This window comes from Caballeronia sp. KNU42, from assembly GCF_053760385.1.
On record NZ_CM132388.1, the window covers coordinates 1,247,479 to 1,269,591 of the forward strand.

19 protein-coding genes, 1 tRNA gene and 1 pseudogene are annotated in these 22,113 nt (G+C 60.3%); 8 read left to right on the top strand and 13 right to left on the bottom strand.

From position 1 onward, the window contains the following. Window positions 1–16: 16 nt before the first annotated feature. From ACSOSP_RS05470 to ACSOSP_RS05490, 5 genes are all read right to left on the bottom strand, one after another. A complete protein-coding gene (locus ACSOSP_RS05470; RefSeq protein WP_455309969.1) occupies window positions 17–997 on the bottom strand; it encodes a Gfo/Idh/MocA family protein in 981 nt (326 codons plus the stop codon). A gap of 392 nt (window positions 998–1,389) precedes the next feature. Then, on the bottom strand, window positions 1,390–2,157 hold the full coding sequence (locus ACSOSP_RS05475; RefSeq protein ID WP_455309971.1) for a FadR/GntR family transcriptional regulator: 768 nt from the start codon (window positions 2,155–2,157) through the stop codon (window positions 1,390–1,392). A 354-nt stretch (window positions 2,158–2,511) separates the two neighbouring features. Next, window positions 2,512–4,089 (bottom strand): mannose-1-phosphate guanylyltransferase/mannose-6-phosphate isomerase, encoded by a 1,578-nt coding sequence (locus tag ACSOSP_RS05480; RefSeq protein WP_455309973.1) that lies wholly within the window; start codon window positions 4,087–4,089, stop codon window positions 2,512–2,514. 531 nt (window positions 4,090–4,620) lie between these two features. Continuing rightward, window positions 4,621–5,727, bottom strand: a complete 1,107-nt coding sequence (locus ACSOSP_RS05485; RefSeq protein WP_455309974.1) for a glycosyltransferase family 4 protein — start codon at window positions 5,725–5,727, stop codon at window positions 4,621–4,623. A 428-nt stretch (window positions 5,728–6,155) separates the two neighbouring features. Beyond that, window positions 6,156–6,686: a GNAT family N-acetyltransferase gene (locus tag ACSOSP_RS05490; RefSeq protein WP_455309975.1), complete on the bottom strand. Its 531-nt coding sequence runs from the start codon at window positions 6,684–6,686 to the stop codon at window positions 6,156–6,158. A gap of 239 nt (window positions 6,687–6,925) precedes the next feature. On the opposite strand from ACSOSP_RS05490, the pseudogene ACSOSP_RS05495 reads away from it, so the two are divergent. The 6 genes and pseudogenes from ACSOSP_RS05495 to ACSOSP_RS05520 form a co-directional block, all read left to right on the top strand. Further along, window positions 6,926–7,141 (top strand): annotated as a pseudogene (locus tag ACSOSP_RS05495) (acyl-CoA dehydrogenase family protein); the annotation flags it as partial. A 395-nt stretch (window positions 7,142–7,536) separates the two neighbouring features. Beyond that, window positions 7,537–8,547, top strand: a complete 1,011-nt coding sequence (locus tag ACSOSP_RS05500; protein WP_455310862.1) for a DUF1839 family protein — start codon at window positions 7,537–7,539, stop codon at window positions 8,545–8,547. Between the two features lie 290 nt (window positions 8,548–8,837). Further along, window positions 8,838–9,098 (top strand): hypothetical protein, encoded by a 261-nt coding sequence (locus ACSOSP_RS05505; protein ID WP_455309976.1) that lies wholly within the window; start codon window positions 8,838–8,840, stop codon window positions 9,096–9,098. Window positions 9,099–9,414: 316 nt separating this feature from the next. Further along, on the top strand, window positions 9,415–9,771 hold the full coding sequence (locus tag ACSOSP_RS05510) for a hypothetical protein (protein WP_455309977.1): 357 nt from the start codon (window positions 9,415–9,417) through the stop codon (window positions 9,769–9,771). A gap of 447 nt (window positions 9,772–10,218) precedes the next feature. After that, window positions 10,219–10,953, top strand: a complete 735-nt coding sequence (locus tag ACSOSP_RS05515) for a Crp/Fnr family transcriptional regulator (protein WP_455309978.1) — start codon at window positions 10,219–10,221, stop codon at window positions 10,951–10,953. Between the two features lie 169 nt (window positions 10,954–11,122). Beyond that, window positions 11,123–11,365, top strand: coding sequence for a hypothetical protein (locus tag ACSOSP_RS05520; protein WP_455309979.1), 243 nt, complete (start codon window positions 11,123–11,125; stop codon window positions 11,363–11,365). Window positions 11,366–11,591: 226 nt separating this feature from the next. Here the strand turns inward: ACSOSP_RS05520 and ACSOSP_RS05525 are convergent, their stop codons facing one another. The 7 genes from ACSOSP_RS05525 to rnr all read right to left on the bottom strand — a co-directional run bounded on the left by ACSOSP_RS05525 (window position 11,592) and on the right by rnr (window position 19,184). After that, complete coding sequence (locus tag ACSOSP_RS05525; RefSeq protein ID WP_455309980.1) at window positions 11,592–12,764, bottom strand: glycosyltransferase family 4 protein; 1,173 nt, start codon at window positions 12,762–12,764, stop codon at window positions 11,592–11,594. Between the two features lie 422 nt (window positions 12,765–13,186). After that, a complete protein-coding gene (locus tag ACSOSP_RS05530) occupies window positions 13,187–13,423 on the bottom strand; it encodes a hypothetical protein (RefSeq protein WP_455309982.1) in 237 nt (78 codons plus the stop codon). 339 nt (window positions 13,424–13,762) lie between these two features. Beyond that, the gene (gene rpiA, locus ACSOSP_RS05535; RefSeq protein ID WP_455309983.1) at window positions 13,763–14,458 is read right to left on the bottom strand and encodes a ribose-5-phosphate isomerase RpiA; all 696 of its coding nucleotides are present in this window, start codon (window positions 14,456–14,458) and stop codon (window positions 13,763–13,765) included. An 87-nt stretch (window positions 14,459–14,545) separates the two neighbouring features. Beyond that, window positions 14,546–14,938 (bottom strand): SirB2 family protein, encoded by a 393-nt coding sequence (locus ACSOSP_RS05540; protein ID WP_455309985.1) that lies wholly within the window; start codon window positions 14,936–14,938, stop codon window positions 14,546–14,548. A gap of 24 nt (window positions 14,939–14,962) precedes the next feature. Beyond that, window positions 14,963–15,793, bottom strand: coding sequence for an N-acetylmuramoyl-L-alanine amidase (locus tag ACSOSP_RS05545; protein WP_455309987.1), 831 nt, complete (start codon window positions 15,791–15,793; stop codon window positions 14,963–14,965). Between the two features lie 9 nt (window positions 15,794–15,802). After that, window positions 15,803–16,546 carry a 23S rRNA (guanosine(2251)-2'-O)-methyltransferase RlmB gene (gene rlmB, locus ACSOSP_RS05550; RefSeq protein WP_089159656.1) on the bottom strand — a complete coding sequence of 248 codons (744 nt, stop codon included), beginning with the start codon at window positions 16,544–16,546 and terminating at the stop codon, window positions 15,803–15,805. Window positions 16,547–16,670: 124 nt separating this feature from the next. Further along, on the bottom strand, window positions 16,671–19,184 hold the full coding sequence (gene rnr / locus ACSOSP_RS05555) for a ribonuclease R (protein ID WP_455309988.1): 2,514 nt from the start codon (window positions 19,182–19,184) through the stop codon (window positions 16,671–16,673). A gap of 322 nt (window positions 19,185–19,506) precedes the next feature. Here rnr and ACSOSP_RS05560 point away from each other — a divergent pair. Together ACSOSP_RS05560 and ACSOSP_RS05565 are read left to right on the top strand one after the other, a co-directional pair. Next, window positions 19,507–19,591, top strand: a tRNA-Leu gene (locus ACSOSP_RS05560). Window positions 19,592–20,473: 882 nt separating this feature from the next. Next, window positions 20,474–20,860 carry a MarR family winged helix-turn-helix transcriptional regulator gene (locus ACSOSP_RS05565; protein WP_455309990.1) on the top strand — a complete coding sequence of 129 codons (387 nt, stop codon included), beginning with the start codon at window positions 20,474–20,476 and terminating at the stop codon, window positions 20,858–20,860. A 234-nt stretch (window positions 20,861–21,094) separates the two neighbouring features. On the opposite strand, the gene ACSOSP_RS05570 is transcribed toward ACSOSP_RS05565, so the two are convergent. Continuing rightward, window positions 21,095–21,907 (bottom strand): hypothetical protein, encoded by an 813-nt coding sequence (locus tag ACSOSP_RS05570; RefSeq protein WP_455310863.1) that lies wholly within the window; start codon window positions 21,905–21,907, stop codon window positions 21,095–21,097. Window positions 21,908–22,113: the final 206 nt, after the last annotated feature.

Sequence of the window (22,113 nt, forward strand, 5' to 3'; positions counted from 1 at the left end):
GCTGGTCAGCCCGAGCCTATTCAGTTTCGAAGGGAAACCGAACGCCAAGGTCGCGGCGAGCGGCATCGGTGATGGAAATCATCTGCATGGAAATGGCATGGCGCATGATCGGGCTCTCCGTCGCGCCAGCGCGCAGCAGCTCGCAAAAATGCGCCGTCTCGTAGTTCAGGCCGCCGCCCTCAAAGGGCGCATCCAGCTCGACAGTGCGGCCATCCACATAGCGGATCGTCGCGCGCGCCGGGTTCCACCAGTTCTCGTGGATGGTGACCGTACCGCCGGTCGCAGCCAGCAGCGCATCGCCCTTGCCTTGCAGATCCAGCCCGCAGAACAACTGCGCAACGCCGCGTTCATGCCGCACATTCAAGCTCGCAAAAGTATCCACGCCGGTCTGCCCGAGGCGCCCGAAAGTCTGCACTTCGAGCGGCTCACCGAGCCAGTCCACCGCGAGAAACGCTTCGTAAATACCAATATCGAGCAATGCGCCGCCGCCCATTTCCATCGAGTACGAGGGGTGCGATAGCGGCACGTTCGCGATCGAACAACCGGCCCGGACCAGACCGATTTCACCAACAGGGTCGGCCGCAAGATGCTCGCGCAACTGCCTGTAGAGCGGATAGAAAGGCGGTTTCATCGCCTCCATGAACAGCAGCTTCGATGAGCGCGCCACGTCGATCATCTCCTGCAACGCTCGCGCGTTGACCGCCGCCGGCTTCTCGCAAAGCACGGCGCGTCCCGCCTGGAAAGCACGCAGCGCGTACTGGGGATGGCTGTCCTGCATCGTCGCAATGTATAACGCATCGATGTTGTCGAGCAGTGCATCGAAGCTCTCATACGCCTTGGTATCAAACTTCTCGGCAAACGCGGTTGCCGTCTCGGGCCGCCGCGACCAGACGCCGCCAAGTGTCGTTCCCGGCACAAAGGCCAGCCCCTCGGCGAACCTGCGCGCAATGTGTCCCGCGCCAACGATGCCCCAACGGATCGTGCTCTGTGCGTTCATCTGTCATGCTCCCTGCATGCGTGGTGAATGGTCGGCCAAGGCCGGCGATGCGCACATTGTCCCATTGTCCGCCACGCAGGTGCTCTGCTTGAAGATGGCTGCTTGAAAATTGCTGGATGAAGCCTGGATCGGGCCGGCACAACGCATCGCGTTCCGGTCACAAGAAAAGCTCAAGGGAATACGCCGGGAGAGTGTGGGTCGACGCGCAAGCCATCAGGCGCCGATGTCAGGCAGGAAGATCAAGTGAAACGTTTGCGTACTTGAAAACCCGAAAAGGGCGCTGCGCGCCCGGCCACGATGAACGTGACCAGAAACCTCGGGCCAGCTTCGTCACGCCGGAACCATCCCGGACGCGAAGATTCGAGCGTGTGTCAGGCGCCGGCCGATTCGGATCACCGGCCGGTGGAGGCGCGGGCCGATTCGGATTCACCGACCGGTGGTGACGAACTGTCCTCGCGGCGTTCAAGCGAAAAAGCCCGCCCGACTTCCTCCGCGGTGACATCGATCAGCGTGCTCATCGCGCGCTCGGCCACACTGGCATCATGTGCCTCGATCGCTTCCACCACGTGGCGCTGCGCTTCCAGCGTAGCGTCACGCATGGTCACAATGCCCGCCACGATCGGATAGACCGTCACCAGCGCGCCCCGCACGATAGCCGTCATCTGCTGGAAGAACTGGTTACCGCTCGCGGCCACAATGCGCGTATGCAGCGCGACGTCGGCGGCCTGGTACTCGGGCTCGCTGCCGCTGAGCGACGCAAGCGAGTCGAACGCATCGCGAATCCCGCTCACTTCCTCCGGGGTTGCACGCGCCGCCGCCAACGCGGCCGCACGCGGCTCGATCAGCATTCGAAACTCGATCACGTCGCGCAGGAAGGCCTGATCAGGCGTCGCCCGGAAGCGCCAGCTCACTACGTCCTCATCGATCAGTCGCCAGTCGCTCATCGGCCGGATCCGCGTGCCCGTCTTGGGGCGCACATCCAGCATGTGACGCGCGAGCAGCATGCTCAAGGCCTCGCGCATCACGGTCCGACTCACGTCGAACTCCTTCGACAAGACGTCCTGCGGAGGCAGGATCGCGCCGTACTTCTGTTCGACGATGCCCGATACGAGCCCGTCCATCACCTTAGCCACCAATGATCGCTCTTTGTTTTCGTCCATCACCCCTCTCCCCTAGCCCTACATTGTGTCCCTACGCATCCGGCGCATCCCCAAACTCGCCGAAAGGCCCGGTGGGTTTTGCTGATTCATCAGATCAATAAAATTGATCTGATGAATCAGCAGGCCTGCACCGTGCACGATAAATTGCGTGTTCAGCAGCGCTAGCGCCAGTCGGAATGTCCCTCTCAAGGGTTATCCCTTTGCCTCTGCGTCCTTGCGTCTCGCGATACTGCTTCGGCAACCGCTGTATTAAGTACTTCTTGATATTTTTGATTTAAATACTTCGTTTAAATGCTTCCCCATGTCCACTCTTCATGCTCATTGCCCGGCAAATCGCCATGCCTTCCCCCGTGTTCAGCCTGCTGTCTTCTTCTCGGTTACGCGTCCGTACTGATCGTCGAAACGCACAATGTCGTCCTCGCCCAGATACGCCCCCGATTGCACCTCGATCATTTCGAGCGGCGTCTTGCCGGGGTTTTCGAGCCTGTGTTTTGTACCGAGGGGAATGAAGGTGGACTGGTTTTCGCTCACCAGGAAGCTCTCTTCCCCGCGGGTGACGAGCGCCGTGCCGCGCACGACGATCCAGTGCTCCGCACGATGATGGTGCATCTGCAGCGAGAGCCGCGCACCCGGTTTCACCACAATACGCTTTACCTGAAACCGCTCGCCATGATCTATAGAGTCATAGAAACCCCAGGGCCGCTGAACCTTGCGATGATCCTGCGCCTCGGCGCCTTTGGCGGCTTTCAGGCGCCCGACCATCTCCTTCACTTCCTGCACGCGGTCCTTCGATGCCACCAGGATCGCATCCGCGGTTTCCACGACAACCACGCCCGTCACTCCCACGCACGCCACCAGCCGGCCGTCGGAATGCGCGAAACTGTCTGCTGACCCTTCGAAGATCACACGGCCGCGAGCAACGTTACCGTCGGCGTCCTTGTTCGACATGTCCCATACGGAGTCCCACGCGCCGACATCGGACCAGCCGGCGGCGAGCGGCACCACGACGCCCGGAAACGCCGGCTCGTGCGCAATCCGCTCCATCACGGCGCAATCGATTGAATCGGAGGGGCATGCGTCGAACGCGTCGACATCGAGCTGTGTGAAGCCGTCCTGATGCAGGCCACGTTCAAACGCGATCACGCACGCGGCGTGAATAGCAGGCTGGAAGTGCTCGATGGCGGCAAGCCAGACCGAGGCCCGGCACACGAAAATGCCGCTGTTCCACCAGTACTCGCCGGACGCCAGATACTGTTCGGCAATTTCCCGCCGCGGCTTTTCGACGAACCGTTCGAGCACGCGCGCTTGAGGGGCGCCATCATCTGCGGTTCCCAGGTCCGCGCCGGCCTTGATATAGCCGTAGCCTGTTTCGATCTTGTCGGGCACGACACCAAGCGTAACGAGCGCACCACTTGCGGCATGTTCGATCGCCTTGGCGATCGTGCGACGGAACGCATCAAGATCGGACACCGCGTGATCGGCGGGCATGGCCACCATGACCGGGTCGTCGCCGGAGCCGGCCGCCACCGCCGCCAATGCAGCGAGCGTAAGTGCGGGTGCAGTATTGCGGGCGCAGGGCTCGAGCACAATGCGCGCTCGACGGCCATTGCGCTCGATCTGCTGGGCGGTCGGCAACTTGTGCTCCTTGCCGCAGACCACGATCAGTTCATCGGCGCTTGCGAAGTGCACCGTGTCGTGGCCATGCGTTGCCACATCAAGTCCGTCAAGACTGTCAAGTCCGTCAAGACGGCGCAGCGTGGCTTCGAGCAGCGATTCCGCGCCCATGAGTTCGATGAGTTGCTTGGGGAACTGCTGCCGCGATAACGGCCACAGACGCGTGCCGGACCCACCGGCGAGAATGACCATTTGTATGCGAACACTCGCCGCGCCCGTCTTGGGGGTGCTGGTAAGCGGATGGTGGGACACGTCCACGGTGACTCCTGAAGCCTGAACCTGATTGAGGGCCGAACGCGTCTTGTAGGTGCGGGCGCGTGAAAAGCACGCATCGATTGATGCGCTATTTAAGCAGGCAAATCTTTTCCGTTGTGTGCGCGTGCGAACGCCCGCACGCTATTCGGTCGATATGCCGTTCAAGCCATTCGGCCGAGCGGCGCGACCGCCCGCATTGCACAATGCGCACCCTGATATTTCCGCCATCGCAAGCACTTCTCCGCCACCGTTACTCCCCCGGTTATGTATGCAAACGCAGCCACGTTCCCCGGTTTCAAAGCGCAGCCCTGCCACACCAGCGACAAATACGACACCGTGGCCATCAACCGCATGGTCTTCGTTGCGCGACCCTTCAGGCTGATCCCCGGGCTGATTGAATCGCGCGATCTGTCGTGTACAGCATTCGTAGAAAAAGACGATCAGGATGAGCTGATCGTCCCTTTCCATCTTCCGCAACACAAACTACGAATGCGCAATCAAGCGCACCGGAACCTGCGGCCGCCCGGTGTCCCGTCACGCCACCGGCGCACGCCGTGTCGACGAACGGTTCTGTCTGCGTTCACACTGGGAAATTGCTTGCTCATAGACCCCCAGATGTTCCGTGCACACGCGCTGCACCGAAAAGCGCTCCGGATCCCGCTTCGCACGCGCGGCATATTGCGCACGTATCGGCGAATCCATCAGCAACCATCCCAGCTTGGCTGCCAGTTGCATCGGTTCCCGGGGCGCCACGAGCACCCCCGCACCGCCGTTCTCCAGCATCTCCGGAACGCCACCCACCTTCGTTGCGACGATCGCACAACCCGCCTCCCGCGCTTCGCTGATCACCAGCGGCCCGGGTGCCTGATGCGCGGCGAACGCGAAGACATCGGCTTCGGCCAGATACGCGCGGGGATCCGCGACGAACCCTGTGAACGTAACATGGTTCGCAATGCCAAGTTGTTCGGCAAGACTTTCCATCAAGCCTCGATCAGACCCCTCTCCCACCAGATAAAGCTGCACGTCTTGCGTCTGCCGCACATGCGCAAACGCTTGCAGCAGGTCGGCAATGCCGTTGCGCTCGAACATCGCTGCCACGCACACCACGTTCGGATGCTGCAACTGCACTGGCCGCGGCGGCTGTTGCCCGGTAAAACGCGGGGAACCGATGGTGCCGCTTGTCACTACACTCAACCTGTCGGCCGGCACGCCGCATTCCAGCATGGCGTCGCCTACCGCGTGACTCACCACGATCACGCGATCACCAAAGCGCACCAGCGAAGCGTTTTTCTGGATATCGTGATGGACGGTGGTCACCAGCGCGAAGCGGCGGCGCATGCTGCCGAAGCGCGAGATCAGCGCGCCGGTCATCATGTGCGCGTGCACAATATCGGGATTGAAGCGTTCGATCAGCCGGCTGAAGCCTGCAATCATGGCCGGCACGCGCCAGGGCTGGCGCGACTGGTGCAGCAGCGAATGCGTGACGCCATGGCGCCGCAGCAACGACTCGAAGCCGCCGCCCGCTGAAGCGACCACGACGTCGTGTCCGGCACGCGCCTGCATGCACGCGAGATCGACCATTGCGTTGACGGTGCCGTTGCCGATGCATTGCGCATGCGTGGCCAGGTGAACGATTTTCATGACTTGATCGGGTTCGAGGTTGAGCGGCGCCTGGGGCGCCGGGGCCCTTCTTTCTTCCTGCTTTTGACTAGCGACTACTGCTGGTTACTTCTCTTTTATTCAGTACGAGTCGATAGCTTCGCGATACCGTGGCGGTCTGCGCCGCGATCGCTGGAAGATCGAAGTGCGAGCGAGCGGGCAGCGACTAGATCAGCGCGCTGAGCATGCGCTCGACACCACCGGGACGTTCATCGAACCAACTCTCGACATCGATGCATTCTGTGAAGGCGAGCTCGGCATCGTGTTCGTGCAATGCACGGCACTCGTGTCCTCGGTGTCATCTGAGTCATCTGAGTCATCTGGAAACGTCCGATGCCGCAATCAGGCGCTTGCGGATACGTTTTTCAGGAACTTCATGTTCTTCTTGCGCGACTGCGTTCCGAACAACTTCACACTTCTTCGACCATATCGACGAAATCCGCTTCACCGGCACGCTGGGTCATCCGGCCGTTATGACGGCTCTTGCGTATCAGCCCGATCAAGCGAACCCCGCGCTCGACGAACGGCCCCTCATCCTTGCGAAATCCGAATGCTTCGTAAAATCCGCGCAGGCTCACCGGCGCCACCAAGCGCACAGCACGTCCGGGCCACCGTTCGCCCGCTGCCGCAAGGACACGCGCGATCAGCGCCGCAGCCGTGCCGTCGCCGCGCCGTAGCGGGCTCGTGAGGATCTTGTCCACCACAACCACGTTCGACGCCTGCGGCCCCATGCTGCCTTCGTGCAAGCGCGCATAGGCCATGACGGGCATCGGCCGCGAGATGTCATCGACTGCAAATACATGGAGGGACGTTTCATCGCGCCCGTCCGGGTCCAGATGCACATTGGACTGTTCGACGACGAATACGGCGCTACGCGCCCGCAGGATCAAATACAGCTCCCGTGCGGTGATTTGCTCGAAGTCGAGTGTTTTCCAGTTCATGTGCCGGGCCTGTTCCAGATAAAGCCGGCAGCACCGGCTTGTTCAATGTTCATACCTTAAGTCTCCGATCGCATAATTTCCGTGCGCTATCGCACCGACCCAACCCCTTGCCAATTCGTTAAATACGGTCAATGGAGCCGCACTCGGCGAATGACGAACCGCGGTGAGAAAAAGCCTTAAGCCAGCCAAACGGTATGAGCCTCCAGGCTTCAAAACAAACGTACGGCAGGTTGCATGGAAACACGCTGAAGCTCGGCATCTCGTCGACTGTGCTGCAGGTCGTACAGGAGAGGCTGATCATCTGCGGCATGGCGGGGGCACAAGAACCACACCGATTACAGCGTCAGGCGTCATCTGCGCGATCTTTTTCAGCACCGCTGATGATCAGCAACGACCGCATCCAATTGAACACGGCGAACCAGCTGCTTGCGCAGCGCACGCCGGCTACGGGGAAATTCCAGGACATGAATGCGCTAACGGAACACGCGGCCTTTGCAGCCGCCGATGCCCAACAAGTGTCGACCTGCAATGCGTCGGACATCACGTTGCGCGATCGTTTGATTGAAGCGGGAATCCTGATCGACACCGGCGAAGACAGCATGTACGGCCGCGGCCAGGGATTTCACTTCGGCGAGATCCGGAAAATCGCCCAGGGTGACAGTAAAGCGGCGCATGCCGCGTGCGTCGGTTTCGGCATGGAACGCACGACGCTTGCCCTGTTCCGCCATCATGGCCCCGATGCCAAAGCCCGGCCAGAAAACGTGCGTGAGTTCCTCCGAAGCGATACGCAGTCGCATATCAGCGCCGGTCTCGAGGTGCTGTCATGACAGCCGTCCATAGCGACAGCGCGATGGATTCCGGCCGCGAGCGCGCGCGGGTCGTGCAACTGCACCCGTCTCCCCTGCGCCTGCGCAAACACCAGTCGCACTCGCTGCATCAGGGCGAACGGGTCTGGGCGGAAACAAACTGCTACGTGGATTTGTGGATCGAGCTGCTGCACGGCTATGGGCTTGATCCGCGCGCAGCGCTTGCCTTTACGGTGACGCAAGACTTCGAAGGCGACCAGTTCACGTTCTTCAAGTTTCCGCTGGAAGACCTCGACAAGCTCTACGGTTTGCAGGTGCAGGAGCTGGCCATCTACGATTCACTGGAAGACCGCGTGCGCACGCAGACCCAGCGCGGCCATACGGTGCTGGCTGAAGTCGATGCGTTTTACCTTCCCGATACGCGCGCCACGACATACCGGCGCGGTCACACGAAGACGACCATCGGCGTGGATTACATCGATCCGCGCTCGCGCCGGCTTGGTTATTTCCACAACACGGGTTACTTCGTGCTGGACGGCGAGGACTATGAAGGCGTGTTTCGGCGGCTGCCGGAACTCGATGGCCGTCCCGAGCTGCTGTTTCCCTACGTGGAGTTCTGCAAGCGCGCCCGGGCGCCGCTGAGCGGCACGGCGCTGGCGGAAGCATCGGCGGATCTCCTGGTTGCGCATTTGCAGCGGCGTCCGGCGCGCAATCCGATTACGCAATGGCGTTCGGTTTTTCCCGAGCATCTCGAGATGCTGTTCGAACGCGGCCCGGACCACTTCCACCTGTACACCTTCAACGTCATGCGGCAACTCGGCTCGAACTTCGAGTTCATGTCGAGATACCTCGTCTGGATGCGCGAGCGTGGTTTCGCTATCCCTGACGCGATGCCGACAGCCGCGCAACGCATCGCGACCGAGTCGATGGTCATGCAGTACCGCCTCGTGCGGGCCATTGCTCGTGGCCGGAAGGACCCCTGTCACGAGTGTTTCGACGAGCTGGAAGAGTCCTACGACAAGATCGTGGAACCGCTCGCCGCGCTGATCAGCTAGCAGGTAGCCGCTCATCGCCGGCGCCTGTGCGACACCCGCTGCGGTGAGTGCTCGCGCACGGCTCGGCGGGTGGCTTGCTGCCCGTGCCGGGCTTGGTTGCATCGGTGTGGCGAGAGGCAGTGGAGACCGGTGGAACTGCTCCGTGTGTCAGCCACGTCGATTGATCGCGTGGACCTGCATTCGAGCCTCGATGGCAACGACGGCCTGATCCCCCTGCCCCTCCGGTTTGTCCATCCGCAACACGAACGGACAGCTCGACTTGTTTGCAACGATGCATCGATAGCGCTGCAATGGCGCGATACGCAAACGTTTTCCGGCTTGCTCGCGACGCCGGCATGCGCCTCTTGCGAGTGGGCGGCACGATGCTCCATGAGTCCGATGCCATCGATGGATTGGCGGATGAATACGGATGTTTGGTCTGGCAAGCTTTCGCATTTGCGAGTTTTGACTATCCGACGGATACGGCCTTCACGGCCAGTGTCCAGCGCGAAGCCGAACAAGTCCCGTCGCACACACGGCGCTTCGCTTGGCGTTCAATGCTGTGGCAGTGACGCCGACCAGCAAGGGGCCATGCTTGACCTGCCGCTCGAAGACATTCGAAGACGCTCGCCGTGCACGGCGGGATCCTCTGGCAGTTGCAGGACCTGCGGCGGGGTGCGGGCCTGGGTGCAATTGATGCGCTGGGAGCGCCCAAAAGCGCTTGGCACGGCCTCGCGCAGGTTTTGCCTCCAATGGCAGCACTCATCACCGACGAGGGCCTTGGCGGCCTCGCCGTGCATTCGATCAACGAGACCGCCGCACCCATCGACACCCGTCTCGAACTCGCATGCCTTCACGCAGCGCCACGAACCCGGACTCGAGGTTCGTGTGAAGCCAACCGGCAGCGAGAACCGGACGCTGGTCGTGGGCGCCAAACGTTTGACACGCTGGGTTCATATTGTCGATCCGCGCCATCGCGCGACGCTCGACGGGTTCCATCTTTCACCGGGCCACGAGTGCCGTATTCCGCTCGCTGGTCGCCAGCGCAACACTTCTCATCCGCCAGAAAGCGAGGTTCGTGCACTGAACGCAACGTTTTCATTTCATCGCCTGCGTGATCAGAAGGCGATGCGAACCAAGGCGAGACGCGTTCCATCAGGCCGTACAAGCGTGTCAAGCGGTGCTGCAAAGCAAATGCGTTCGCTAGCGCACCAAGTTGATGGAACAGTTCTGAATCAATTTTAAAACAACCGACGAATGGTGCCTGCCCCCTCAACACGCAAGCTCGCGGGACCACTTTGCACGTCTGAAAAAAAATTGAATGGGCCACCAGCAAGGCATTGCGCAGACGAAAGCATGCGCTGCATCAATCGCATCAATAGCGTCTGTCTAATGACGTCATGTTCAAGAGTGAAACAAAAATATCCATCTGCTGATTCGCGTTCATCGCCCTTGGAGCACGACGCCATGATGGCATTGAGATATCGCATCGCTGGCACGGTCCTCGCTAAATGAGTCTCGCAGCACCGGCACCGTCGAAACACGAATTTAACTAATCGACGCTGCCGAGTTGCTTACGGGGCTGGTCGCGACACGTTTCGATGGATGCCGTCAGATGCACCCACGAAACGAATCGCCGACCGGTAAATAACAAGTAAGGCGCAATGCGCAAAGTTACGAGAGAAGAACATCATGCTGACCCTTCAGTCCGACCTGCACGGTAATCATTTGTTGGGTGCGCTTCCCGCACACGAATGGCAAGCCCTCACGCCGCATCTTGAACTGGTTCAACTTCGCACCGACCAATTGCTGTGCGATTCCGGACAACGTATTCATCACGTGTATTTCCCCACCACCGCCATCATCTCCCTGCTGCATACGATGGAAGACGGCGGTTCAGTCGAGATCGCAGCAGTGGGCCGTGAAGGCATGACCGGCGTGCCGGTGCTGACTGGCGGTGAAACCATGCCGACGCGCGTCCAGGTGCAATGCCCGGGCTTCGCTTATCGCATGAGCGCATCCGCACTGCGTGAACAGTTTGGCCGCTCCGACTTCCTGCGCCGCCTGATGCTGCTGTACATGCAAGCCCTCCTCACGCAAGTTGCGCAAACGGCAGCATGCAATCGCCACCACTCGCTCAACAAGCAACTGTGCCGCTGGCTTCTCATCGAAATCGATCGCACCTCGTCGAACCAGTTGCAAGTCACGCAGCAGTTGATTGCGGACATGCTCGGCGTGCGTCGCGAAGGCGTGACAGAAGCTGCAGGCAAGCTTCACAATGCCGGACTGATCCATCACAGCCGTGGTTGCATCAAGGTCCTGGATCGCGAAGGCCTCGAGTCGCGTGCATGTGAATGCTACGGCATAGTCAAGCGTGAATTCGACCGGCTGCTGCCGCGTCTGCATCAGGCTGAAGCGGTTCACTGAACACGGGACTTGGTGCAGAAGTGAAGGTACGAGGCCACGGCCTCAAGTGTTGGGCGCTTCTATATCGATGCGACCCTTGGGCGCTATTGGCGAATCAGGCTGTTAAGCTGCAACGGGAAACCGAGGCAACTCCGAAATCTATGTCGCACTGCTGAGCAAGATTCAGGAGTTGTCGATCAGCCATGCGGCGACAGGAGGCAATGTGCATATCATCGATATGGCACTTGTATCCTCGCAGTCCGCTCAAAACCAAGACCAAGACCACGTTGCTCATTGCCGCTGGAGGGTTGCTCGGGGTGAGCGCGGGCGGTGCCACGCTGCCTTTGCTTTCAACAACGCATCCGTTCGATACATCCATCGAACGGCTTCGCGCACTCGCCCATATATGAAAACCGCGTGCTGTGGACACTGACGAACTCGCGTTTTGAAAACGTTTTCTTTGCTTCGTGTCTGAGTCGCTTTAGACAAATCGAATGAACTGCGCGGATCAAAGACCGCCGAGTAATTCGGCTGTTTTGAGCCGCGTTTCGAGCCGCGATCGATGGCCGAAAGCATCAACCGGGCACTGACCTCGACCGCTACGTCCGAAACCGCCGGCGCCCAAACCCGCCGACCGGTGCGAACGCATAACCACCGCTCTATGTGACCTTCACATACGACGGCGGCATAACACTCGTCAGCTCGCTTTCCCGGCTAGGACCGGCCTTGGCCATCGCGTTCAGCACCTCGACCACAAACCGGCGACGGAAATCAGCAGCACCAAAGCGCTCGGCATTCTTGCGGCACGCAGCAATCGTAAAGGCATCCGAGCAATCCTCGAACCGCTCCACGGCATCGCGCAACGACGACGGTGTCTGGCTCATGAAATGCAAACCCGTAGCCCCTGGAGATCCGAGCGGAACCACGGACTCCAGCGCCCCACCCTTGCCATAAGCAATCACCGGCGTGCCACATGCCTGCGCTTCCACTATGGCAATGCCAAAATCCTCTTCCGCGGCATACACAAATGCCTTGGCGCGTTGCATATGATCCTTCAAGACCTCGAACGACTGATACCCCAAAATACTCACATTGGGTGTAGCCTTCGAGCGCACCAGATCCATCTGCGGACCATCGCCAATCACCACCAGCTTGCGATCGGGCATGGAAGCAAACGCTTCCACGATCATATCGATACGCTTGTAGGGCACCATCCGCGAGGCCGTCAAATAGAAGTCGTCCTTCTTGTCACCGACCTCGAACGCCTGGACATCAACCGGCGGTGCAATGACCGCCGCGTCGCGCCTGTAGCTCTTCATGATCCGGCGCGCCACGAACTGCGAATTCGCGATGATGCGGTCCACGCCGTTAGCCGAGCGCGAATCCCAGTTACGCAGGTAATGCAGCAACATGCGGGCAGCCCATGACCGCGGTCCGCGCTCAAGACGCGCCTCACGCAAATACTGATGTTGCAAATCCCACGCATAACGAATGGGTGAATGCACATAGCTCACGTGGGTCTGGTCAGGCCCAACCAGCACGCCCTTCGCCACCGCATGCGAACTCGAGAGCACAAGGTCATAGCCGGATAGGTCGAACTGTTCGATAGCAAGCGGCATCAGCGGCAAATACCCGCGATACTTTTTCTTCGCGTAGGGAAGCCTCTGAATGAAGGAGGTTTTCACCGGCTTGTTATGAACGATGGAGCGGTCTTCGAGGAAGTCCACCAGACTGAAGATATCTGCCTGCGGAAAGCACGCAATCATCTGCTCCAGCACCTTCTCCGCACCGCCCGACGTCACCAGCCAGTCGTGAACAATAGCCACTTTCATGATTAAACCCGTCTGCCGCAGCTTTTGCTGCCGATGAAACGAGTTTAAAGATAGTCACTCGACGCTTTCGTGCGCATGCCCACACACTTTGACCATCGCACGCGAATAATGAAAGCTGTGTCCGCTTGCCCACGGTCGGCACCTCCGCCGGTGCAGGATTTGCCCATCCGGCATTCGACTATTCGTACCGCCCTGTCATCGATGCCCACGAAATCCGCAGCCGGCTTATCAATTCCGTCGACCACGCTGTGCGCGATTATGGTGCGGCAACGGCCGCGAATCTGTGCCGCAACGTGCGCGGATACCGATGTCGATGTCGATGTAACCCTGGCGCAATGAAAAATTGAATGAATCGATTAAGGATTGAAAAGTCCGGATACATGCAATGCCGGGCTTTTCGATAACCTGCTTGCCTGACTGCTTCAACGCTTGCTTAAATTGCGCGGCATGGCAAGCTGGATCTCGTACAGGGCGGCAAGCATAGCCAGGTAAGCGCGTTCACTTTCTGCTTCCTGCGCCGACATCCCCTTGCAGGTCTGGCCGCCCATGATCATGCCGAGGCACAACGCGTAGTTGCCGGCGAACGCCGTGGGTGATGGCTCTACGTGCTTGAGCCGTGTGTAAGACGCGTCGAGCGTCTTGCGAAGATTGGTTTGCATCGCCGAACTCCCTTATTGTTAAGACCTTTGACGTCACACCCACGCATCAGCGGCTATACGAACTAATACGCTTTCTAACGCGGACAAAATGTTCGCGCTCGCGCAATGAGATGGGTTTAGAGCGCGTTGCTCTTGGGACTGGCTTATTTTGACCGAGCGCCCGTTCTTCTCGATCGGAGATATCTTACTAATCACGTACTAAATAGGAACGCTCTGTTCATGGAATCTGCGCGTGGAGCCACGATCGAAACAGACTTGTTGGGCACAGCAAATTGCGCACAATAAAAAAGCGCGGCCGGCTTGAAAGCCTCCGCGCTTTTCCAAACTCACTGCAAGCCTTTAGCGCTGCACGTAATCGATCCGCTCCACACCACCCGGCGTTCCAAGCAAACATACATTCGCCCCGCGTGCCGCGAACAAGCCCACCGTCACTACGCCCGGCCATGCGTTGAGTTGTGCTTCAAGCGCGAGCGGATCGGAGATCTTCAGCGTCTTCACGTCGATGATCTCGTTGCCGTTGTCGGTGATAAACGGCGAGCCGTCCTGCTTCACGCGCAGCACCGGGACACCGCCCAATGCCGTGATGCGCCGCCCGATCGCCGTGCGCGCCATCGGCACCACTTCAATGGGTAAGGGGAACGTCCCAAGCACTTCGACGCGCTTGCTTGCGTCCACGATACAGACAAACACATCCGCCACCGACGCCACGATCTTCTCGCGCGTAAGCGCGCCGCCGCCGCCCTTGATCATCGCGCCGCGCGGATCGATTTCGTCGGCGCCGTCCACGTACACAGGCAAGGATTCGATCTCGTTCAACTCCAGCACCTTGAAACCATGCGCTTCGAGCCGCGCGGTACTAGCCAGCGAACTCGATACCGCCCCGCGGTACCGCGATTTCGTGCTGGCGATGGCATCGATAAAAAAATTCGCCGTCGAGCCCGTGCCGACGCCGATCACCGCGCCCTCGGGTACGTTGGCGTGGACATAGGCGGCCGCTTCGGCGGCGACCAGTTGCTTCAGTTCGTCTTGGGTCATGGCGAGGGTGGCAGCGTAGAGGGGAAACCTCAATTCTAGCTGAGCGCGGCAGGCAAGCGTTTTCAAGGCGGAGGCCGCGTGATCCGCTTAGACGTGCATGAAAAACCCGAGCGGATTGTGCGTGCGCGCCACCGACGCAATAAACGCGAACACGAAGATTGCGAGCAGACCGAACACGGCTCGCGTGCCCTTCGTGCGACCGCGTTTGAGAGCAAGCGTACCCAGCACGATATACACGATCAGCCCGGCAACTTTCGCCGACAGCCAAGCCGCGTTCGGTCCAAAGCCAACAATTGCCACCAACCCGATCGCGCTCAACAGCAGCAACGTATCCACGATATGCGGCACGATCTTCACCACCCGGTTTTGCAGCAGCGCTGATTCACGCAACATCCAGATATAGCGAATGACAAAGCAAAGGATGCTGAGCGCCGCGCAGGTCATATGCGCGAAGCGCAGCGGCAGGTAAAGATCGGACATGGGCGCTGAAATCCTGGAAAGCCTTCAAGGGAAGTATTTATCGAGCAGCGCAGCCGCGATTGCATCTGTTTCTGCGTCGGGATTCCCGGCGTAATCGGCGGCTCGAAAGTGCATCTGGAATGCGGCGATCACGCGGCGCGTCTTGTCGTCGAGCACGCCGCCGGTCGCGACGTCATAGCCGTATCGCTGGAGTTTTTGCTGCAAGGCGGCCACGTCGACGAGCGACTTGGGGTCACGTCCACCGAGATGTTGCGCCACCGTGGCGTCATCCGGCCACGCGCCAATACCGTTGTCGTAGAGCGTACGCCAGGGGAATGCGGGCCCCGGATCGGTCTTGCGTTGCGGCGCGATATCGCTGTGACCCACCACGCGCGTGGGTGGAATCTTGTAGCGCGTGACTATGTCCTTTGCGAGCTTCACGAGCGCATCGACCTGCGCCGGCGGATACGGTTGCCAGGTGCGTCCCTGCGGAGTGTCGACAGGACCCACGTTGACGTTTTCAATGCCGATGGACGCGGCGTTCAGCTCCGTCGTTCCCTGCCACTCGCTTTGGCCCGCATGCCACGCGCGCTCTGATTCCGGCACGAGTTGATAGACCACCGGCTCGCCGTTCTCGATGGGCGGCTTATCGGGCACGACGTAATGCACGCTGACGTCATCACCCGTCAGGACTGCGAGTGATCGCGCTTCGTCGCCTTGCGTGTAATGCATGACGAGAAAGCGCACGCGAGAGTCAACACCGGGTGAGTGATACCGCGTGTCGGCAATATAGGCGCCGCGATTGATCTCGGTGCTGGAGCACGCTGCGAGCAGCGCGCAGAAGACACCGCAAAGGACAGCGGAGGCGAATCGCATGGCGTGCGCTTACTTCTTCACCGACCGTTGCCGCACCGCTTCGAACAAACAGATCCCGCTTGCCACCGACACATTCAGACTCTCGACGCTGCCCGCCATCGGGATCTTCATGATCTCGTCGCAGGTCTCGCCGGTGAGGCGCCGCATGCCCTCGCCTTCCGCGCCGACAACAATCGCCACCGGACCATCAAGCTTCGTCTCATAGACGCTCGCCGTGGCATCGCCCGATGTACCGATCACCCACACGCCCGCGTCCTTCAACTCGCGCAACGCACGCGCCAGATTCGTCACCGTGATGTACGGCACGGTTTCGGCGGCGCCGCTCGCGACCTTCGCCGCGGTTGCGTTTAGTCCCGCCGAGCGATCGCGCGGGGCGATCACCGCATGCGCGCCGGCGGCATCGGCTACACGCAAACACGCGCCAAGGTTATGCGGGTCGGTCACGCCGTCCAGCACCAACAGCAAGGGCGTACCGCTGACGCCATCGAGCAGTTCCGCGAGATTCTGCGCGAGCGGCATGTCGGTCGCGCGCGCGACCACGCCTTGATGGCCGACGTTGCCCGACAGGCCCCACAAGCGCGCTTCGTCGGCTGCGATCAGGCGAATGCCTGCTTCCTTCGCCGTGCGCAGGAAATCGGTCATGCGCCGGTCCTTGCGGGTCGGATCGTAGAGAATTTCTTCGATCGTCGATGCGTCGGCGCGAACCCGTGCGGTCACCGCGTGAAAACCATACAAAACTTTGAGACGTGACATGACTGGTCCAGACCGTATTCAAACAAAACAAAATGGAAACGCGGCCCGGTGCGTGATGCATCGGGCCGCGCATTTCAAACCGAGGCGCGTCGCCTTCGTCGCCTTTGTATCGCGACCGCGCGCCTCAGCGCTTCTTGCGTGGCGGGTGACTCTTGGCCGCCGCCTTCGGGGCCGCGCCGCGCTTCTTCGCCACCGCTACGTCCTTGGCAATAGTGGGCGGCAGTGCTGCCGCGGCCGCCTTGCCCGCAGCCTGGGCTGCCGCCTTCTTGCCGCCGCGATCGCGCCGCCGGCTGTTCACGCTACTGCCTTCGTCCGACGGGAACGGCCGCACACGCGGTCCGGCGCCCGCACCAACGCCATTCATGGCGGAGTGCTCGACGGCAGGCGCCGAGGTCCGTCCTGGCGGCTTGATGGGCGTATCGCGGACCAGCCGGAAGTCGATCTTGCGTGAATCCAGATCGACACGGCTGACCTGCACGCGCACCCGGTCCGACATCCGGTACCGAATACCCGTGCGTTCGCCGCGCAATTCGTTCTTGATCTCGTCGTACTGGAAGTAGTCGGCGCCGAGCTCAGTGATATGCACCAGCCCTTCGATAAACAGCGAATCCAGTTGCACGAAGATGCCGAACGTTGTCACGCCGTTCACCATGCCGCCGTATTCCTCGCCGAGCTTGTCGCGCATGAAATAGCACTTGAGCCAGGCTTCAACATCGCGTGACGCTTCGTCTGCACGGCGTTCATTCGACGAACAATGCAGTCCAAGCTCTTCCCAGATCGCGACATTGTTGCGCTGCCGGCTGCGCGATTCGTCGTCCGATTTCTGCATGGCCCGCGCTGCCTTCGTCAGGCCCGTGCTGAGCGTGATGTCGTGGCCTACTTCGGGCTGATACTTCTTGCCCTGCAAGATTGCGTAGATCGCGCGATGCGTGAGCAAGTCGGGGTATCGGCGAATCGGGCTGGTGAAGTGCGCATACGCTTCATACGCGAGCCCGAAGTGACCGATGTTGTCCGGACTGTAGACAGCTTGCTGCATGGAGCGCAGCACCATGCTCTGCAGCATCTGCGCATCCGGCCGGTCGCGGACCATGGCCATGAGCGCGGCGTAATCGCTTGCATGCGGCTTCTCGCCGCCGCCCAACGACAAGCCCACGCCACGCAGGAACGCCCGCAGGTTTTCGAGCTTTTCGGGCGTCGGCCCGGCGTGCACGCGATACAGCCCCGGATGTTTGTGGCGCTTCAGGAAGTCAGCGGCGCACACGTTCGCCGCCAGCATGCATTCCTCGATCAAACGATGCGCGTCGTTGCGATGCCGCGGCACGATCTGCTCGATCTTGCCCTGCGCATTGCAGACGATGTACGTCTCGGTCGTATCGAAATCGATCGCGCCGCGCTTCTGGCGCGCTGCATGAAGCGACTTGTAAACACCGTACAGGTTCTGCAATTGCGGCAACAGGTCGGCGCGCTTCGCGGCTTCCGGTCCCTTCGTGTTGGTCAGGACCGACGCGACTTCCGTATAAGTCAGCCGCGCCGCCGAATGCATGACCGCCGGATAGAACTGGTACGCCTTGATCTCGCCACGCGCGGTAATCACCATGTCGCAGACGAGCACACAACGGTCCACTTGCGGATTCAGCGAACACAGCCCGTTCGACAACTTCTCGGGCAACATGGGGATCACACGGCGCGGAAAATACACCGACGTGCTGCGATCGAGCGCATCGACATCCAGCGCCTCGTTCGGCCGTACGTAATGCGAGACGTCGGCAATCGCGACCAGCAAACGGAAGCCCGTGCCACGGCCGACCGTCATGGGCTCGCAAAACACGGCGTCGTCGAAGTCGCGGGCATCTTCGCCGTCGATGGTGACCAGCGGCACATCGCGCAAATCCACGCGGTGCCGGATATCGATGGGGCGCACTTCGTCCGGCAGCTTCGAGGCCTGCTCGAGCGCGCGGTCGCTGAACTCGTGCGGCACGCCGTATTTGCGCACCGCGATCTCGATCTCCATGCCCGGATCGTCAATGTCGCCGATCACTTCCGCCACGCGTCCGAGCGGCTGCGAATGGCGGCTCGGGAAGTCGGTGAGATCCACCGAGACCACCTGCCCCACTTTCGCCTTCTTCGGATTTTGCGTGATCAGGATGTCGTGGCCGATGCGCTTGTCTTCGGGCACGAGGATCAGCGCGCCGTTCTCGCTGATCAGCCGGCCGATGATGCGTTTGTTCGCCCGGTCCGTGACTTCCACGATATGGCCTTCAGGCCGCCCGCGCCGGTCATACCCGACAATGCGCGCAAGCACGCGGTCGTTATGCATGACCTTCTGCATTTCGCCGTTGGGCAGGAACAGGTCGTCCTGGCCGTCGTCGCGGATCAGGAAGCCGAAGCCGTCGCGATGGCCTTGAACGCGGCCGGCAACGAAGTTCGAGGGATGCGTGAGTTGGTAATAGCCGCGTTTGTCGAGACGGACCTGGCCGTCGCGCTCCATGGCTCCCAATCGCTTGAAAAATCCTTCGCGCTCCTGGCGCTTGATCGACAGAGCTTCGGCGATGTCGTTCGCGGCGAGCGGTGCCTCGCTCGTGCGCAACACGCCGAGAATTTCTTCGCGGCTCGGAATCGGATACGGATATTTGTTCAAGGGCTTATCGATGATCTCTTCTCGTCTAACTGAATGCGGCGGTTAATCGATTAACGGGGGATCACCTGTCGGCAGTCCCATCCCGGCTTTACTTTCCGGCCCGCGAAGGGCCGGATCGGCGCGTTGCCGGGACGTTGCACTTAACGTTGTTCCGGTTCGTTCACGAATAGTTTGCGAACCATTCTAACACCCGCCAACCGGGCCACATCGGCTCAAAAGCCATATGGGCAATGGCTCGGAGCCGCGTTTCAGTTTCGGTCTCAAAATGCTTGACAGCGCGATACGCCCGGCTATAATTGCGTTCTTTGCTGCAAACGCACCTGCCCAGGTGGCGGAATTGGTAGACGCACATGGTTCAGGTCCATGCGCCGCAAGGCGTGGAGGTTCGAGTCCTCTCTTGGGCACCAAGATTCAGGTTCGGAGCAATCCGATGAAGTCCGGAAACCCCGTAAATCCTTGTGATTGCGGGGTTTTTTGATTTTTGGGCGGTCCGATATGGTCCGGTCACATCCGGCGTTTTCATGAATACCGGTTTCGGCGGCAATGCCCTGCGCAGAGTCGTCGAACCGAACTCGGAAATGGAATTGGCGTTTCTCAACGCCGAAACGAGGCCGAAGGAAGCTCTACCTCCTACCGGACAGCAGTTTCTTCGCGCACGAGGTGTTTGCGGGCTGCGCCTCGGGTGCGATCACCCGCAGGAACCGACCTGCCTCATCCGCCGACCCCAGTCTACTGTGCAGCCACATCGAGCGGCCGCGGGCCATTTAGTTTGGGGCTGTTTCACAACTTCATTTCGCCGTCACTCATGTCTTCGCTACGCCGGTCGCCCTACGCCTGAAAAATCGCCCGGCATGGCCATCTAATCTGAACCGAAACCTTCTGTTCTTGGCGCCATTTGTTTTCGGATGAACCAAGCGTCGACGCAATCACTACTGCCTCTACTTTTTAGCAATGCTAATGAATAAAATCAAAATCGGTAGCTATAGGTCTTTCCTATCCAGCCAGCCCCAAGTTTGCGAAGTACTCTTCAGGTGCGATTTTGTTTACCATCAATTTGCTCCGCAACAGCGTATGAGGCTTTGCTTCGCTCAAAAAGTGGCAAGCTGTCCGAAGTCGTTTGGATAGAATTTGTTTGATTTTTCAATTATTATTTCGACGGAGTATAATTGATTTTTCAATCATACCTGCCCATGTAAACCCTCAACGCACCAATCACCATGAAGACACGCAAGCGACCGGAAGAACTCGAACAGGCGATTCCCTTCCTGTTGACACGAGCCGGAGGCCGAATGGGAAACGCGTTCGCTAAGGCACTGAAACCGTTTGGCCTGAACCTCAGTGAGTGGCGAGTCTGTGCCTCGCTGCTGTATGTTCCGCACCAGACCTTGTCTGAATTGTCGGTGCACGCGACGTCGGATATTTCCGCGCTGTCCAGGATCATTGACCGTCTTGAGAGTCAGGAACTGGTCAAGCGCGAGAAGAGCACAACGGATGGACGGTCAATCAGGATTGCCCTGACAGGCAAGGGAGACGAACTGGCGCGGAGCATACTCCCGGTCGCGAAGCAACATGAGTCGGTGATCCTTACCGCTTTCACGACAAGCGAGGTTCAGGTGCTTCGCGCCATGCTGCTCAAGTTGTACGAGAACGCCGGTGCGCTTGACGACCTTTTTTGATCGATCCCGAGCGCCGCCGCGCTCACCCGGAAATCGGTGTACTGCGGGGCGTCGAAGTACACGACACTCTCCGCATCGCCCACCTGGGAAAAGCCATTCACCATGAAGCCATGGAATCCGAGTTCCTTTACGCTCCGCTCGACTTCACGTGCCTAGCTTCGGGGTCCTGCATCGGCAGCGCGGCAAATCCACCCAAACGAGACAGATGGCGGGCAACATGTTCTCCGTGACTGCTTACCGCGCCAGATCCTTCAGAAGCGCATCGACGAGCTCGGCGGAAACATAATGCGGGCCGTCGAATAAATACACGCGATATCCCTTGTAAGCCATGAGCTGCGGCAACAGCTCCGCCGACGTAGCGGCTCGAAAACCGCCGCCGGCCTGCGGGCGAAACGCTTCGGCGATGATCCGCACGCGGCTCTTGCCCAGTGTCTCCGAGAGGGCGTTCGCGTATTCCCGTGCCACCGTCGGCCCTCGTGCATAAACGCCGCAGCCGTCCTGCAAGAATACGCCGATATCCTTCGGCAGCCAGGTATCGAGCCACTTCGCAAGGGTCCTGCCACCGACATTGGCGCGGTCATAAACACTGACCCACAGCGGCCGTGGCAACGCAGCGAGCAATGGCCCGAGTTGGGCGGCATCGACCCACGTGGGATCGATTTCAACCGGAAAGTACCAGCCGGCCACATGCACCGGCGGCCGCACTGCAGCGAGCCGCACCGACTGCGCAACCAGGTCCGCGATCTGCGCCCGCGCGGTGGTCTCGTCGAAACGGCCCGCCAGCCCAACGATCACATTGCGCGCCCAGCGCTCATCGGCGATGCGGGTCCAGTCGGGGAGCCGTCCTGCCACGGCCAAGCCGGCGCCGGGCAGGAAAGACACACCGTCAACGGCCGTCCACTGCACGAGCAAATCGCGCACACCAAGCTTGTCCCAGTCGCCATGCGGATCGATATGATCCTCGTCGATCTGCCACACCACGCCCTGGGCCAACGATGCCGCTTCATCCGATTCAAGCGCACAGCCCGGCGTGAGCGACGTGAGCATGGCGAGCAAAGTCGCGCCCATCAGGCGCCGCCGCGTGCCGTCCGGTTCATCGGGCTCTTTGCCGGCCACGCCATGCGCCGTGTAACGTTCATCAGGCATAAGGGTGCGGTTCTGAAGTGGGTAACTGGGTATCACGCAGTCGTTCTTGAAGTCCATCGGAGCGGTAACACACTGCCTCCGAACGACTCCGATTGAATCATATAAGA